Raw genomic sequence first — 13,819 nt, 5'->3', positions numbered from 1 at the left:
TTCAATCAACTTGGTAGGGCAGGAAGCCGCGTTCGTTGGGGTCCACCCGCAATTGTCGTTCCAGCGGCGGAACCGAGCGGTGCGGACAGGCGCGGCGTTCGCAGATTCGGCAGGAAATGCCAATCGGCACAAAGGCTTCGGCCTGATCGGTCATCATGTGATCGGCATAGACAAGGGACGAGGCGTGTTTCACCTCACACCCCAGACCAATGGCATAGCGGCGCGTCGGGATGCCCCATGCGCGGCCCGGTTTACTCACGTCGCGGGCCAGGCAGAAATAGCGCACTCCATCGGGCGTCTCGGCCAGTTGGCGCAGCCAGCGTCCGGGCGTCTCGAAGGCGCGGTGGACGTTCCACAGCGGGCAGGCCCCGCCGAAGCGGGCGAATTGCAGCGTTGTGGCCGAATGGCGCTTGGTGATGGTCCCCGCCGGATCGACGCGCACGAAGAAAAACGGCACACCCTTTGCGCCGGGCCGTTGTAGCGTGGACAGCCGATGCGCCACCTGTTCGAGCGAGGCCCCAAAACGGTCAGCCAACTGCTCAAGGTCGTGGCGGGTGCTTCGCGCGGCCTCGAGAAACGCGCCGTAGGGCATCAGCGTCGCGCCCGCGAAGTAATTCGCCAGACCGACCAGCGCGATGCTGCGGGCTTGGGGCGACTGGAACCGGGCGAGGTCGAGGCTCGCGTCCAGAAGCTTGGCCTGTTTGATCAGCGCCACCTGCAACAGCAACTGGAAGCGTTGGGTGGCGGAGGCCGAGGTGCGCGACAGGGTGAGAACGCGGCTACCGGCGTCGTAGTGCCGGATCGCGCCGCCGTCGCCCAGCACCACACGCACGCCGCTTTCGCGCAAAGCCTCACGCGCGGCACCGTCGATGTCGCCGCCCGCCTTGCTGGCGAACCGCTCGGCCGCGCGGTCGATAGGGTCGATGTAGTTGTCGCAATAATGGAAGAAATCGCGCACCTCTTCCCAGGGCGACGGCTGCAGGCGGCTGTCCTCTCGCCCCAGCGCCTCATCAAGGGACGACAGCCGTTCATGGGTCTGGCGATAGGCGCGGTGCAGATCGAGAAAGGCCCGCGCCAGCGCCGGTGCGTTCGAGGCCGCGAGCCGCAGATCCGGCAGCGGCGGGGCCGTGCCGCCGAAGATCGGGTCGGCCAGCGCCTCGCGCATGTCGCTGACCAGCCGCGCCTCGTCCCCCGATTGTAACTCGGTTACGTCGAAGCGGAACTCTTGCGCCAGCGCCAGCACCACGGTCGTGGACACCGGACGGTTGTTGTTTTCCATTTGATTGAGATAGGGCAGCGACACGCCCAGCCGTTCGGCAAAGGCTTTTTGCGTCAGCCCGATGCGGCTGCGCAGCTCCCGCAGCTTGGCACCGGCATAGAGTTTTTGTGCGGCCATGCGGCGCTCTCCCCCGTTTGCAAAGATGTGAATAGGCTTTGCAAAGTCAGCTGTCCAGCGTGCCGCGCCCTGCCATCTGTCGCGCGCGGACAAGAACCCAGACCGCACAGGCCAGCGAGGCCAGCGTGGTCAGGACCATCAGGATCACCAGCGGCCGCGCCCCGGTGTCGGGGCCAAGGATGAACCCGGCGATCACCGACAGCGCCGCGCCGCCGCCCACCATGAAGGCCCCGCCCAGGCCTGCGGCGGACCCGGCCAGCGCCGGCCGCACCGACAACATGCCCGCATTGGCGTTGGGCAAGAGGATGCCATTGCCCAAGCCGATAAAGACCATGAAGCCGAAAAAACTGAGCGGGTGGCTGATCCCCGACAGGTTCAGCGCCAGTAGCAGCACCATCCCCAGAAGCGAGGCCACAGCCCCGATCAGCACCATACGGTCGACGCCCACCGAAACCGAGTAGCGCCCCGAGACCCAGTTGCCGAGCAGATAGCCGATGGCCGGTGCGCCGAAGTAGATGCCCAGCACGGCGGGCTCGAGCGCGAAGACATTGGTGCCCACAAAGGGCGCGCCGCCCAGATAGGCGAAGAACGCCCCTGACGAGAATGCCGCCGCAAGGCAGTAGCCCCAGAACCGCTGCGAGGTCAGCAACGCCGGGTATTCGCGCAACTGGGCCGCAAAGCCGCCTTCGCGGGTGGCGCTGGTCTCCCCCTGATCGAACCACGCGAGCACGAACAACAGCAGCCCGCCAGCGGCCAGCACCCAGAACGACGCCCGCCAGCTGAACGCCTCGTCCAGAACGCCGCCCAGCACCGGCCCCAGCATCGGCACCAGCGACATGCCCATGGTCACATAGGCGATCATCGACGCGGCCTGATCCTGTGGCACCATGTCCCGCACGATGGCCCGGCTGATCGCGAACCCCGTGGCGATGGCGGTCTGCACCAGGCGGAACACCAGAAAGACGGTGAAATTGGGCGCGAACAGTGCGCCAAGGGTGGCGATCGTGAACAGCCCGCTGGTGGTCAGCACGATCGGGCGCCGCCCGAACCGGTCGGCAATCGGCCCCACGGCGACCTGCACGATCGCGGTCATCCCCAGATAGGCCGAGACCGAAAGCTGCATCAGCCCGTAGTCCACGCCGAAATGCTCGGCCATTGAGGGCAGGGAGGGCAAAAAGATGTTCAACGACAGCGCGGCAACCCCGGCCATGAGGATCAGGGTGAAAATATGCGGAGGCGTGGTGCGATCCAGAAACCGGACCCGTGGCATGACGGACATGACGACAGGAGTAGTCCCTTGTCTGCGGAACGTCGATGGATATTTCCCGCGCGGCGTGGTCCGGTTTGCAGTGGCCGATTAGCTGATTTGCAAAACCGATGCGCTGCAAATGGAAAGTTATGCAAATTTGCGAGAAGGGACTCGGCACCCGCGCCGGATCGGGTTAGCGTGACCCACTCTTGAAGGGACACCATATATGACAGACATCCTGCAGGAACTTGAGCGCCGCCGCGAAGCCGCCCGCATGGGCGGGGGGCAGAAGCGGATCGACAGCCAGCACGCCAAGGGCAAGCTGACCGCGCGCGAACGGATCGAGCTTTTGCTGGACGAAGGATCGTTCGAGGAATTCGACACCTTCATGACCCACCGCAGCACCGATTTCGGCATGGAAAAGACCCGCCCCGCGGGCGACGGCGTCGTGACCGGATGGGGCACGATCAACGGCCGGCAGGTCTATGTCTATTCGCAGGATTTCACTGTGCTGGGCGGGTCGGTCTCGGCCAGTCATGCGGCCAAGATCATCAAGATCATGGAAATGGCGATGCAGAACGGCGCGCCGATCATCGGCATGAACGATTCCGGCGGCGCGCGGATTCAGGAAGGCGTCGATGCGCTGGGCGGCTATGGCGAGATTTTCCAGCGCAACATCATGGCCTCGGGCGTGGTGCCGCAAATCAGCCTGATCATGGGGCCCTGCGCGGGCGGCGCGGTCTATTCGCCCGCGATGACCGATTTCATCTTTATGGTCAAAGACAGCTCCTACATGTTCGTGACCGGCCCGGACGTGGTGAAGACCGTCACCAACGAGGTGGTCACCGCCGAAGAGCTGGGCGGCGCCACCACCCACACACGCAAATCCTCGGTCGCGGATGCGGCCTTCGAGAATGACGTCGAAGCCATCGCCGAGACCCGGCGGCTGTTCGACTATCTGCCGCTCAACAACCGCGCGAAGCCCCCGGTCCGGCCATTTTTCGATGAGGTGGGCCGCGTCGAGGCGAGCCTTGATACCCTGATCCCCGACAACCCAAACCAGCCCTATGACATGAAAGAGCTGATCCTCAAGATCGCGGATGAGGGGGATTTCTACGAACTACAGGAGGAGTTCGCGCGCAACATCCTGACCGGCTTCATCCGGCTGGAAGGGCAGACTGTGGGCGTGGTGGCGAACCAGCCGATGGTGCTTGCAGGGGTGCTCGACATCGATTCAAGCCGCAAGGCCGCGCGGTTCGTGCGGTTCTGCGACTGTTTCGACATTCCGATTCTGACGTTGGTGGACGTGCCCGGCTTCATGCCCGGCACCAGTCAGGAATACGGCGGCGTCATCAAGCACGGCGCGAAACTGCTCTTCGCCTACGGAGAGGCGACGGTGCCCAAGGTCACGCTGATCACCCGCAAGGCCTATGGCGGGGCCTATGACGTGATGGCGTCCAAGCACTTGAAAGCAGACGTCAATTACGCGTGGCCCACCGCCGAGATCGCGGTGATGGGGGCCAAGGGCGCGTCCGAGATCATCCACCGCGCGGACCGCGACGACCCCGAGAAGCTCGCAGCCCACACCAAGGATTACGAAGACCGGTTCGCGAACCCCTTCGTGGCTGCCGAACGCGGGTTTATTGACGAGGTGATCCTGCCGCGCAGCACCCGCGTCCGCCTGTGCCGGGCCTTTGCTGGGCTGCGGGGCAAGCAGGCGCAGATGCCGTGGAAGAAGCATGACAATATTCCGCTGTGACATGAGCCTGTTACGCACGACCCTGACCCTTGTGATCTGCGCCTTGGCCGGCGGTGTGGCCGCCGCAGAAGACGTGGCGCGCGTGCCGGTGCCCTCGGGCCAGCCGCTGTCGTTTCTGGAGTTCATCCCCGAACAGAACGGCGCGCTGCTGCGGTTCCGCTTTCTGGCGCCCGCGATCGGCACCCAGTTCGACTATCTCGCCGTTCGGGACGATTTTCAGGCGCTTTGCGACACGCAGGTGACGCCGGTGTTGCTGGAGAACGCCCTTGCGCCCGAGCGGATCGTGCTGTCCATGTCCGCCGCCGAGATCCCCTTTGGAGAGGTGAACGCCGACGTGTTGCAATTTTTCGAGGTTTTCCGATTTGAAAACGGCACCTGCATCTGGGAGGAATTCTGATGGCGCCACAAGATATTGCGGGGCCGCACAGGGCGCGCGCCGCTTTTGATGCAGCCGGGCCACAGCGCACGGTCTGCGCGTCCCTCTCGTATCTTTTTGCCCCAGCGCGGGGTAGTTTTCCACAAGGCTGCTTTGACGCAGCCGACACCCAAAGTGCGGGCGAAATCCGGGACTTGTCCGGCAAAGCTCGTGTGGAAAAAAGAGACAGGAGACAGACATGTCCAAGAGCATCAAGGGCCTGTGCGTCCTTTCCGTGCTGGTCGTCATGGCCGCATGCGCAAACACCGCTGACGTCGAAGAGTTCGTCGTCATTGATCCGGTTCCGGTCACGGTCGAGCCGACGTTCAACAGCAAATACAACTGATCTTGCCGCGGGGCAGGCCACCGCGCTTGCCCCGCACCATGGCGTTGCTCGCCGGGGGGCTGCGTGATGGAAAAGCACCGCGGATTCCCCAGCCGCTACCCCAGCTCGGATTTTCAATTCACCATCCGCCGCCCCGTCAAAAAGGGCCTGCCGCCCAAGCTGTTCCAGCGGGAACGCTACGCCGACCGCCGCCCGGCGGACCGGCGCGCGGATGAGGGCTTCCTTTGGGCGCTCAAGGAACATTTCGGAGAAGAGCCCTTTGTGCGGGGCAACCTTGATGCCGGACGGCTCAACTGGCTGTTCGGGCGCGAGGTGGTGCCGGCGGAAGAGCCCTTCGATCCGCAAAGCTATGACGCACTGCTGAAAGTGGACCTGCGGCGGGCCGAGCAATCCTTTCCGGAGATTTTCCGGCCCGACTGGGCGCCGGGGCAGCCGTAATGTCAGGCCGGGGAATGGGCGGCTTTTGGCCTATGGGTGTGCAGCTTTGGCGGGAAATGGCCGACTTCGCGGGGCGGTGGGTCGAAGGGCATGACAGGTGCCGCGACCTGTGCCAGCCTGTTTATGTGGACGGGTTGTTCAGCAATCGGCCCCCCACATATTGTCAATACCGTTACCCTTCCCCTCGTCGGTCTGGTCCTTTTTTTGGGGCCGGGCCGACACCCCCTTTCGGGGCGCCCGTGGCCGATCCGTGCCGGGCGCCTGCCCGCGTGCAAAAGGGTCTTGTCTTTGGGGGCAAAACGGCCGACTCTGTTGCCCATAACAACAAGCAGAGCAAGGGCAGTATCCAATGCAATATCTTCGTCTTATCGCCGCATTCGCGGCCGTCACTTCGCTTTCCGCGTGCCTTCTGGACAACGACCTTGAACGGGGTCTGGCCGGGGCGGCGACGGGTGCGGTCATCGCGGACGTGGTCGGCGGCAACGTCGTCACCGGTGCCATCGCGGGCGGTGCCGCTGGCGCGCTGTGCGATGAAATCACCCGGATTTGCCGCTAATCGGGAACCGTGTCATGGTGAGTTCGGGCTGTGGGAACCTTCGGCCCGGAGTCGCGTTAGTGACTTGGATAAACCATTAAGGGGACAATCATGCTCAAATTTACGAAAATCGCCGGTCTCACTCTGGTTGCGGGCCTTCTGGCCGCTTGTGACAACGATCTGGAACGCGGTGTCGCAGGTGCGGCCGCTGGGGCCGTCATCGCAGACGCGACCGGCAACGATGTTGCAACTGGCGCAGGTGTCGGCGCGCTGGCTGGCGTTTTCTGTGACGACGCAGGCGTTTGCCGCAACCGCTAACCGTTTTCGCGCCACGGCGCAGGACAATTTGAACCGCCGTTCAGGGTCACCCCTGAGCGGCGGTTTTGCATTCTGAGGGGGTCCGTCCATGTTCAAGAAAATCCTTATCGCCAACCGGGGCGAGATCGCCTGCCGCGTCATCAAGACCGCGCGCAAGATGGGCATCCAGACGGTCGCGGTCTATTCCGACGCCGATGCCAACGCGCTTCACGTGCAGATGGCAAATGAGGCGGTGCACATCGGTCCGGCCCCCGCGAACCAGTCCTATATCGTGATCGACAAGATCATGGAGGCCATCGCGCAGACCGGCGCCGAAGCTGTCCACCCCGGTTACGGGTTCCTGTCAGAGAACGCCAAATTTGCCGAAGCGCTTGAGGCCGCAAGTGTCGCGTTTATCGGGCCACCCAAGGGCGCGATCGAGAAGATGGGCGACAAGATCACCAGCAAGAAGATCGCGCAAGAGGCCGGGGTCTCGACCGTGCCCGGCTACATGGGGTTGATCGAAGACGCTGACGAGGCGGTGAAAATCTCTAACGACATCGGCTATCCTGTGATGATCAAGGCCAGCGCGGGCGGCGGCGGCAAGGGGATGCGCATCGCCTGGAATGACGACGAAGCGCGCGAGGGGTTCCAGTCGTCCAAAAACGAAGCTGCGAACTCATTCGGGGACGACCGCATCTTCATCGAAAAATTCGTCACCCAGCCGCGCCACATCGAGATTCAGGTGCTCTGCGACAGCCACGGCAACGGCATCTATCTGGGCGAGCGGGAATGTTCGATCCAGCGCCGCAACCAGAAAGTTATCGAAGAAGCGCCAAGCCCGTTTCTGGACGAGGCGACCCGCCGCGCCATGGGCGAACAATCCGTCGCGCTGGCGCAGGCGGTGGACTACGCCTCGGCCGGGACAGTCGAGTTTATCGTCGATGGCGACCGCAACTTCTATTTCCTCGAGATGAACACCCGTTTGCAGGTGGAACACCCGGTGACCGAGCTGATCACCGGCGTCGATCTGGTCGAGCAGATGATCCGGATCGCCGCGGGCGAGACTCTGGGCATGAGCCAGGAGGACGTGACGCTCACCGGCTGGGCCATGGAAAGCCGGCTTTACGCGGAAGACCCCTATCGCGGGTTCCTGCCCTCCATCGGGCGGCTGACCACCTATCGCCCCCCGCAAGAGGTGGCCGCCGGTCCCCTGCTCGCCTCGGGCAAGTGGCAGGGCGATGCGCCCGAGGGCGACCATGCCGTGCGCAATGACACCGGCGTCTATGACGGGGGCGAAATCTCGATGTTCTACGATCCCATGATCGCCAAGCTGTGCACATGGGCCCCAACGCGGGATGCCGCCATCGAAGAGATGCGCATCGCGCTGGACAGCTTCGAGGTCGAGGGGATCGGCCACAACATCCCGTTCCTCAGCGCGGTCTATGACCATGAGAAATTCACTTCCGGCCGGATGACCACCGCCTTCATCGAAGAAGAGTTCCCCGACGGCTTCGACGGGGTCGATCTGCCCGATGACACGCTGGACCGGATCGCCGCCGCCGCCGCCGCGATGTATCGGGTCTGCGAAATCCGCCGGGCGCAGATTTCCGGGCGGATGGACAACCACGAACGCCACGTCGGGCAGGACTGGGTCGTCACCTTGGCGGACCGGGCCCACGATGTGCATATTGAGGCCGACCGGAGCGGGGCCACAGTCACCTTCGACGGCAAATCCTTCCGCGTGGAAAGCGATTGGACCCCGGGTCAGTCGCTGGCCCGCCTGACGGTCAACGACGCGCCGCTGGTGCTCAAGGTGGCCCATGTTTCGGCGGGGTTCCGGGTGCGCCACCGGGGCGCGGACCTTGACGTGCGCGTGCGCACCCGGCGGCAGGCGGAACTGGCGCGGCTGATGCCGAAGAAGCTGCCGCCGGACACCTCGAAAATGCTGCTCTGTCCGATGCCCGGTCTGATCGTCAAGGTCGATGTGGCTGTGGGCGACGAGGTGCAAGAGGGGCAGATCCTGTGCACCGTGGAAGCGATGAAGATGGAAAACATCCTGCGCGCCGAGAAGAAAGCCACCGTGACGGCGATCCATGCCGAAGCAGGCGACAGCCTTTCGGTGGATGATGTGATCATGGAGTTCGAATAGCGCCTTGGAGCTGGTCCTTCATATCGGGGCGCATCGCACGGGCTCGACCATGGTGGAACGGAGCATCACGGCGAGCATCGCCGCCGCGCCGGGCAGCGGTGTCGCGCTCTGGGCGCCGCGCCGGCTGCGCGATATCAAAGGGTTTCAAGCGATCACCCGCCTGTCGGACGACAAGGGCCAGCCTCTGGATCACGCGGCGGCCCGCACGCGCAACGCGGTGGCCAAGCGGCTCGCGGATGATGTGCGACAGGAGCAGGAGGCGGGCGCGCGTCGGCTGATCCTCTCGGAAGAGAATTTCATCGGCGGGATGCGCAACAACTTCCGCACCGGCGTCTTCTATCCCGACGTGGCGCGCCGTCTGGCCGCTTTCGCCAAGGTGCTGCCGATGGTCCCGCAGCAGATCGCGCTGGGCATTCGCAACTATGGCGAGGTGCTGACCTCGGCCTATCACTACCTGCCGCAGGCGGGGCAGGCGGCCCCGCAAGTCGAGAAGCTGCGCGACGGGATATTGGCCGATAAGCGCGGCTGGCCGGATGTGGTGGAGGATGTCGCGCAGGTCTGGCCGGACGCGCGCATTCTTGTCTGGACGCAAGAGGATCTGTCCCGAGACCTTGCCAAGGTCTGCGCAGCAGTGGCCGATCTGGACCCGGCCGCGATCACCGTGCCTGAGGGGCGGATCAACGCGCTGAAGCCATCAACGCCGAAAACAGCACTGTTCGACGCGCAAGAGGCGCGGCACCTCACCCATCGCTACAACCGCCACCGGAGGCGGCTCAGGGCCGACCCTCGGGTGCAATGGATCGGGGGCGCGGCATGAGGGGTCAGCGATCCAGCCGCCGGGTCTCGACCTCTTGCTGGCGCAGGGGCATCTTGTCGATGGACCGGCTGATTTCGCGGGCCGACCAGGGCGCGGGTTTGCGCAGCTCGACCTGCCCGTCCTTGCCCATGATCACCAGCATGAACCCCCGTGGCCGCAACCGGGTCCGCAACGCGCTGGCCGCAGAGGGGTCGGTGTCGACAATAACGATCACATCCCGGTCGGCCAGATCGTCGGGCCGTTCGGCCAGAAGTTCAAGCTGCTGCTGGAACCGTGGATCGTTGGGATTGTCAGCAAAGACCACCACGGGCCGTGCGCGCCACATGAAATCTTCCAGCGTCAGCGCGGCGGCGTCGAAAATCGTCGTACGCTCTGCCTCCCAGACCTCGACCGGGGTGGGGGGGTCCACGTCTTGTGCTGCCGCAAGGGTGGCCCCCGCGCCCCACAGTATCAAAGCCAGTAACCGGATCATAAAATTTCCCTTCCCCTTCGATATAGTCAGACCGGACCGAAAGACGAAGGGGCGAGAGGTCGCGGGCCATGACAATTTTATCATTAACCCGATCCTCAGCCCCGTCGGGCATCGACCCGGGGCCAAAGGCCGCCGCAGGGGCGCGCCTTCGCACCTGCGTGGGAAAGGGGTCGAACCGATGGAAATTGCGCTGCATCTGGGGGCGCACGGCTGCGCCAGCACGAGTTTTCACACCTATCTGCGGGCCAATGACGCGGGACTTCTGCGACAAGGTCTGGCGTGCAAGCTGCCTGACGCGACGCGCAGCGGCTGGATGGGGGGGCTGTTCCGGCATCCGGCGCAGATCACGCTGGCCGATGAGATGCGGGGCCGCCGTGCGGTCGGGCGGATGCGGCTGTCGTTCGCTCTGGCGCAGCGCGCGGGCATCCGGCAGCTTGTGATCAGCGATCCGGACCTTCTGGGGCGACGGCGCGAGAACCTGTCGGCCACCGCACTTTATCCGCTGGCCAGCGAGCGTTTGATCCGTCTGCACGATGCCTTCGCGGGCCATCGGCTGCGCATCGGCCTGTCGATCCGCAGCCCCGAGGATTACTGGACCTTCTGTCTTGCGCGCGAGGTTGTGCAGGGGCGGGCGGCGCCGGGGGTGGACCTGCTGGACCGGCTGACCACGCAGCCACGCCGCTGGCGGCACGTGATCCGCGACCTCAAGCGCGCCCTGCCGGAGGCGGAGATCGTTGTCTGGCCGTTCGAACGGCTCATGGGCCGGCCCGACCATCAGTTGCAGCTTCTGACCGGGCAAAGCTGGAGCGCTTGGGACGCGGTGGACAGCTGGGCGCGCCGCAGCCCGACGCCGGCCCGCTTGGCTGCCGCTACGGGGACTTCGGCGCCGGACGCCGCGGCTGTGACGCAAGAGCGCTGGATGCCCTTTGACGCCGAGCACCGGCGGGTGTTGCGGGCGGAATACCGCCGCGATCTGGCATGGCTCAAGGCGGGCGCGCAGGGGTTCGCACGCTGGTGCGACGGCGCCCCCCGACCCGCGCCAGCCGCAGCCCCGGTGCCGTTCAAAAGCAAACGAAACAGCGGCCCCCAAGGGCCCGAGACACGGCCGGACAGGGCCGAAGTGATCCACGCCGCCACTCAAAACGCGGCGCTATTCGGAGGACGAAGCAATGACATCAGGCACAGCCGGATCGAAAAAGGGGTGGGCCGAGCGGGCACAGGCTGAACTGCGCGACCGCCCTTTGGAAGACCTGACGTGGCACACCATCGAAGGAATCGACGTGCAGCCGGTCTATGGCGCCGACGATCTTGAGGGGGTGGAGCATCTGGGCACGCTCCCCGGTGAGGCTCCGTTCACCCGCGGCGTGAAAGCCACGATGTACGCGGGGCGTCCCTGGACGATCCGGCAATATGCCGGGTTCTCCACGGCCGAGGAATCCAACGCCTTTTACCGCCGCGCACTGGACGCAGGACAACAGGGCGTCTCGGTCGCTTTCGATCTGGCCACGCATCGGGGCTATGACAGCGATCACCCCCGCGTGGTGGGCGACGTGGGCAAGGCGGGCGTCGCCATCGACAGCGTCGAGGACATGAAAATCCTGTTCGACGGCATCCCGCTGGACAAGGTCAGCGTGTCGATGACGATGAACGGTGCGGTGATCCCGATCCTTGCCAATTTCATCGTCGCGGGGGAAGAGCAGGGGCATGACCGCAGCGTGCTGTCCGGCACGATCCAGAACGACATCCTCAAGGAATTCATGGTGCGCAACACCTATGTCTATCCGCCCGAGCCGTCGATGCGGATCGTCGCAGACATCATCGAATACACCGCCAACGAGATGCCGAAGTTCAACTCGATCTCGATCTCCGGCTACCACATGCAAGAGGCGGGCGCGAACCTTGTGCAAGAACTCGCCTTCACTTTGGCCGACGGGCGCGAATACGTGCGCACCGCCATCGCGCGGGGCATGGACGTGGACCGTTTCGCGCCGCGCCTGTCGTTCTTCTTTGCCATCGGAATGAACTTCTTCATGGAGGCCGCGAAGCTGCGGGCGGCGCGGCTGCTCTGGTCGCGGATCATGTCCGAGTTCAACCCGAAGTCCGAGAAGTCCTCGATGCTGCGGACCCATTGCCAGACCAGCGGTGTAAGCTTGCAGGAACAGGACCCCTACAACAACGTCATCCGCACCGCTTATGAGGCGATGGCGGCGGTGCTGGGCGGCACGCAGTCGCTGCACACCAACGCGCTTGACGAAGCGATTGCCCTGCCCACCAACTTCAGCGCCCGCATCGCGCGCAACACGCAGTTGATCCTGCAAGAGGAAACCGGCGTGACCAATGTAGTCGACCCATTGGCGGGGTCTTATTACGTCGAGAAGCTGACCGCCGATCTGGCCGAGGCGGCTTGGGCGCTGATCGACGAGGTCGAGGAGATGGGCGGCATGACCAAAGCCGTGGCCTCGGGCATGCCCAAGTTGCGGATCGAGGAATCGGCGGCCAAGCGGCAGGCGATGATCGACCGCGGCGATGAGGTGATCGTCGGCGTGAACAAATACCGCCGCGAGACCGAGGACCCCATCGACATTCTTGACGTGGACAACGTGAAAGTGCGCGAAGGGCAGGTGGCCCGGCTGGAGAAACTGCGCAGCAGCCGCGATCAGGCCGCTTGCGATGCGGCGCTGGCCGAGGTCGAGCGCTGCGCCAAAGAGGGGGGCAATCTGCTGCAAGCGGCGGTCGAGGCTGCCCGCCAACGTGCATCAGTGGGGGAAATCAGCATGGCAATGGAAAAGGTGTTCGGCCGCCACCGCGCGGAAGTGAAAACGCTCGCCGGGGTGTACGGCGCGGCCTATGAAGGCGACGAAGGCTTTGCGGCGATCCAGAAGGACGTGGAAGACTTCGCCGAGGCCGAGGGCCGCCGCCCGCGCATGTTGGTGGTCAAGATGGGGCAGGACGGGCATGACCGCGGCGCCAAGGTGATCGCCACTGCGTTTGCCGATATCGGGTTTGACGTGGACGTGGGCCCGCTGTTCCAGACCCCGGAAGAGGCCGCGCAGGATGCCGTGGACAACGACGTGCATGTGATTGGCATCAGCTCGCAAGCGGCGGGCCACAAGACGCTCGCGCCCAAGCTGGTCGAGGCGCTGAAAGCGGCGGATGCCGAGGATATTCTGGTGATCTGCGGCGGGGTGATCCCCCAGCAGGACTATGATTTCCTGAAGAAAGCGGGGGTGAAAGCCATCTTCGGCCCGGGCACGAACATCCCCGACGCCGCCCGCGACATCCTGCGTCTGATACGGGCGGCAAAACGATGAGGCTCGATCACCTCGCCATTGCCGCCGAGACGTTGGACGAGGGGACCGTCTGGCTCGAAGACCTGCTCGGCGTGCGGTTGCAGCCCGGCGGCAAACACCCGCGGTTCGGCACCCACAACCGGCTTTTGGGGCTCGCGGATGACCTCTACCTTGAGGTGATCGCACCGGACCCGGAGGCCGAGGTCGCAGGGCCGCGCTGGTTTGATCTGGACCGGTTCAGCGGCCCGCCCCGGCTGGTCAACTGGATTTGCGAGGCCGAGGATTTCGACGCCGCCCTGCGCCACGGGATGCGCCACGTGCCCATGCAGCGGGGCGAACTGCGCTGGGACATGGGCGTGCCCGAGGATGGCAGCCTGCCGCTGGGCGGTGGCTACCCCACCGTGTTGCATTGGAACACCGACACCCCGCCCGGGCGCGCTTTGCCCGCGTCGGGCTGTGCGCTGCGCCAGCTCACGATCCTGCACCCGCTGGCCGATGCGATCTCGGCCGAGCTGACCGGACATCTGCAAGACCCGCGCGTGACGTTCGAAGCGGGCGACCCCATCAAGCTCACCGCGCAGATCGACACGCCGCGTGGTCTGGTCACCCTGTGATCCGGCGCGCCGCGCCGTCCGAATTGACCGCGCCTTGAT

At 64.8% G+C, this 13,819-nt stretch carries 14 protein-coding genes; 11 read left to right on the top strand and 3 right to left on the bottom strand.

Features of this window, described 5'->3' with window-relative positions:
- Position 1: 1 nt before the first annotated feature.
- Entirely contained in the window at positions 2-1,396 is a 1,395-nt protein-coding gene (locus DC363_RS08470) for a helix-turn-helix domain-containing protein (RefSeq protein ID WP_108640722.1), read from the bottom strand.
- 46 nt (positions 1,397-1,442) lie between these two features.
- A complete protein-coding gene (locus tag DC363_RS08465; RefSeq protein WP_108640721.1) occupies positions 1,443-2,675 on the bottom strand; it encodes a multidrug effflux MFS transporter in 1,233 nt (410 codons plus the stop codon).
- Between the two features lie 196 nt (positions 2,676-2,871).
- Between DC363_RS08465 and DC363_RS08460 the strand changes: the two genes are divergently transcribed.
- From DC363_RS08460 to DC363_RS08430, 8 genes are all read left to right on the top strand, one after another.
- Complete coding sequence (locus DC363_RS08460) at positions 2,872-4,404, top strand: acyl-CoA carboxylase subunit beta (protein ID WP_108640720.1); 1,533 nt, start codon at positions 2,872-2,874, stop codon at positions 4,402-4,404.
- Positions 4,385-4,801 (top strand): DUF6497 family protein, encoded by a 417-nt coding sequence (locus DC363_RS08455; RefSeq protein WP_108640719.1) that lies wholly within the window; start codon positions 4,385-4,387, stop codon positions 4,799-4,801. Before DC363_RS08460 ends, DC363_RS08455 begins: the two co-directional genes overlap by 20 nt.
- Before the next feature lie 217 nt (positions 4,802-5,018).
- Positions 5,019-5,165 carry a hypothetical protein gene (locus tag DC363_RS16950; protein ID WP_196778400.1) on the top strand — a complete coding sequence of 49 codons (147 nt, stop codon included), beginning with the start codon at positions 5,019-5,021 and terminating at the stop codon, positions 5,163-5,165.
- 66 nt (positions 5,166-5,231) lie between these two features.
- Positions 5,232-5,603 carry a hypothetical protein gene (locus DC363_RS08450; protein ID WP_196778399.1) on the top strand — a complete coding sequence of 124 codons (372 nt, stop codon included), beginning with the start codon at positions 5,232-5,234 and terminating at the stop codon, positions 5,601-5,603.
- Positions 5,604-5,952: 349 nt separating this feature from the next.
- Positions 5,953-6,159 carry a hypothetical protein gene (locus DC363_RS08445; RefSeq protein WP_108640717.1) on the top strand — a complete coding sequence of 69 codons (207 nt, stop codon included), beginning with the start codon at positions 5,953-5,955 and terminating at the stop codon, positions 6,157-6,159.
- Positions 6,160-6,249: 90 nt separating this feature from the next.
- Complete coding sequence (locus DC363_RS08440; protein WP_108640716.1) at positions 6,250-6,456, top strand: hypothetical protein; 207 nt, start codon at positions 6,250-6,252, stop codon at positions 6,454-6,456.
- An 88-nt stretch (positions 6,457-6,544) separates the two neighbouring features.
- Positions 6,545-8,587 carry an acetyl-CoA carboxylase biotin carboxylase subunit gene (locus DC363_RS08435; protein ID WP_108640715.1) on the top strand — a complete coding sequence of 681 codons (2,043 nt, stop codon included), beginning with the start codon at positions 6,545-6,547 and terminating at the stop codon, positions 8,585-8,587.
- Between the two features lie 4 nt (positions 8,588-8,591).
- Positions 8,592-9,404: a hypothetical protein gene (locus tag DC363_RS08430; protein WP_241962965.1), complete on the top strand. Its 813-nt coding sequence runs from the start codon at positions 8,592-8,594 to the stop codon at positions 9,402-9,404.
- Positions 9,405-9,408: 4 nt separating this feature from the next.
- Here DC363_RS08430 and DC363_RS08425 read toward each other — a convergent pair whose 3' ends face one another.
- Positions 9,409-9,876: a DUF4174 domain-containing protein gene (locus tag DC363_RS08425; RefSeq protein WP_108640714.1), complete on the bottom strand. Its 468-nt coding sequence runs from the start codon at positions 9,874-9,876 to the stop codon at positions 9,409-9,411.
- 178 nt (positions 9,877-10,054) lie between these two features.
- Here DC363_RS08425 and DC363_RS08420 point away from each other — a divergent pair, with 178 nt between their 5' ends.
- The 3 genes from DC363_RS08420 to DC363_RS08410 are packed head-to-tail and all read left to right on the top strand — an operon-like array spanning position 10,055 to position 13,780.
- Entirely contained in the window at positions 10,055-11,101 is a 1,047-nt protein-coding gene (locus tag DC363_RS08420; RefSeq protein ID WP_108640713.1) for a hypothetical protein, read from the top strand.
- Positions 11,046-13,187 (top strand): methylmalonyl-CoA mutase, encoded by a 2,142-nt coding sequence (scpA, locus tag DC363_RS08415; protein WP_108640712.1) that lies wholly within the window; start codon positions 11,046-11,048, stop codon positions 13,185-13,187. Before DC363_RS08420 ends, scpA begins: the two co-directional genes overlap by 56 nt.
- Positions 13,184-13,780 (top strand): VOC family protein, encoded by a 597-nt coding sequence (locus DC363_RS08410; RefSeq protein ID WP_108640711.1) that lies wholly within the window; start codon positions 13,184-13,186, stop codon positions 13,778-13,780. Before scpA ends, DC363_RS08410 begins: the two co-directional genes overlap by 4 nt.
- Positions 13,781-13,819: the final 39 nt, after the last annotated feature.

It is taken from the genome of Thalassorhabdomicrobium marinisediminis (assembly GCF_003072065.1).
GTDB classification, from domain to species: domain Bacteria; phylum Pseudomonadota; class Alphaproteobacteria; order Rhodobacterales; family Rhodobacteraceae; genus Octadecabacter; species Octadecabacter marinisediminis.
Note: the sequence above shows the minus strand (reverse complement) of the source record. Positions and strands in the feature narration are given on the sequence as shown.

What these genes read in the sequence shown, in the direction of transcription:
- DC363_RS08450 (WP_196778399.1), top strand. Translation starts at nt 5,232, where the DNA reads ATGGAAAAGCACCGCGGATTCCCCAGCCGCTACCCCAGCTCGGATTTT.
- DC363_RS08410 (WP_108640711.1), top strand. Translation starts at nt 13,184, where the DNA reads ATGAGGCTCGATCACCTCGCCATTGCCGCCGAGACGTTGGACGAGGGG.
- DC363_RS08420 (WP_108640713.1), top strand. Translation starts at nt 10,055, where the DNA reads ATGGAAATTGCGCTGCATCTGGGGGCGCACGGCTGCGCCAGCACGAGT.
- DC363_RS16950 (WP_196778400.1), top strand. Translation starts at nt 5,019, where the DNA reads ATGTCCAAGAGCATCAAGGGCCTGTGCGTCCTTTCCGTGCTGGTCGTC.
- DC363_RS08470 (WP_108640722.1), bottom strand. Translation starts at nt 1,396, where the DNA reads ATGGCCGCACAAAAACTCTATGCCGGTGCCAAGCTGCGGGAGCTGCGC.
- DC363_RS08440 (WP_108640716.1), top strand. Translation starts at nt 6,250, where the DNA reads ATGCTCAAATTTACGAAAATCGCCGGTCTCACTCTGGTTGCGGGCCTT.
- DC363_RS08425 (WP_108640714.1), bottom strand. Translation starts at nt 9,876, where the DNA reads ATGATCCGGTTACTGGCTTTGATACTGTGGGGCGCGGGGGCCACCCTT.
- DC363_RS08460 (WP_108640720.1), top strand. Translation starts at nt 2,872, where the DNA reads ATGACAGACATCCTGCAGGAACTTGAGCGCCGCCGCGAAGCCGCCCGC.
- DC363_RS08465 (WP_108640721.1), bottom strand. Translation starts at nt 2,675, where the DNA reads ATGTCCGTCATGCCACGGGTCCGGTTTCTGGATCGCACCACGCCTCCG.
- scpA (WP_108640712.1), top strand. Translation starts at nt 11,046, where the DNA reads ATGACATCAGGCACAGCCGGATCGAAAAAGGGGTGGGCCGAGCGGGCA.
- DC363_RS08455 (WP_108640719.1), top strand. Translation starts at nt 4,385, where the DNA reads ATGACAATATTCCGCTGTGACATGAGCCTGTTACGCACGACCCTGACC.
- DC363_RS08435 (WP_108640715.1), top strand. Translation starts at nt 6,545, where the DNA reads ATGTTCAAGAAAATCCTTATCGCCAACCGGGGCGAGATCGCCTGCCGC.
- DC363_RS08445 (WP_108640717.1), top strand. Translation starts at nt 5,953, where the DNA reads ATGCAATATCTTCGTCTTATCGCCGCATTCGCGGCCGTCACTTCGCTT.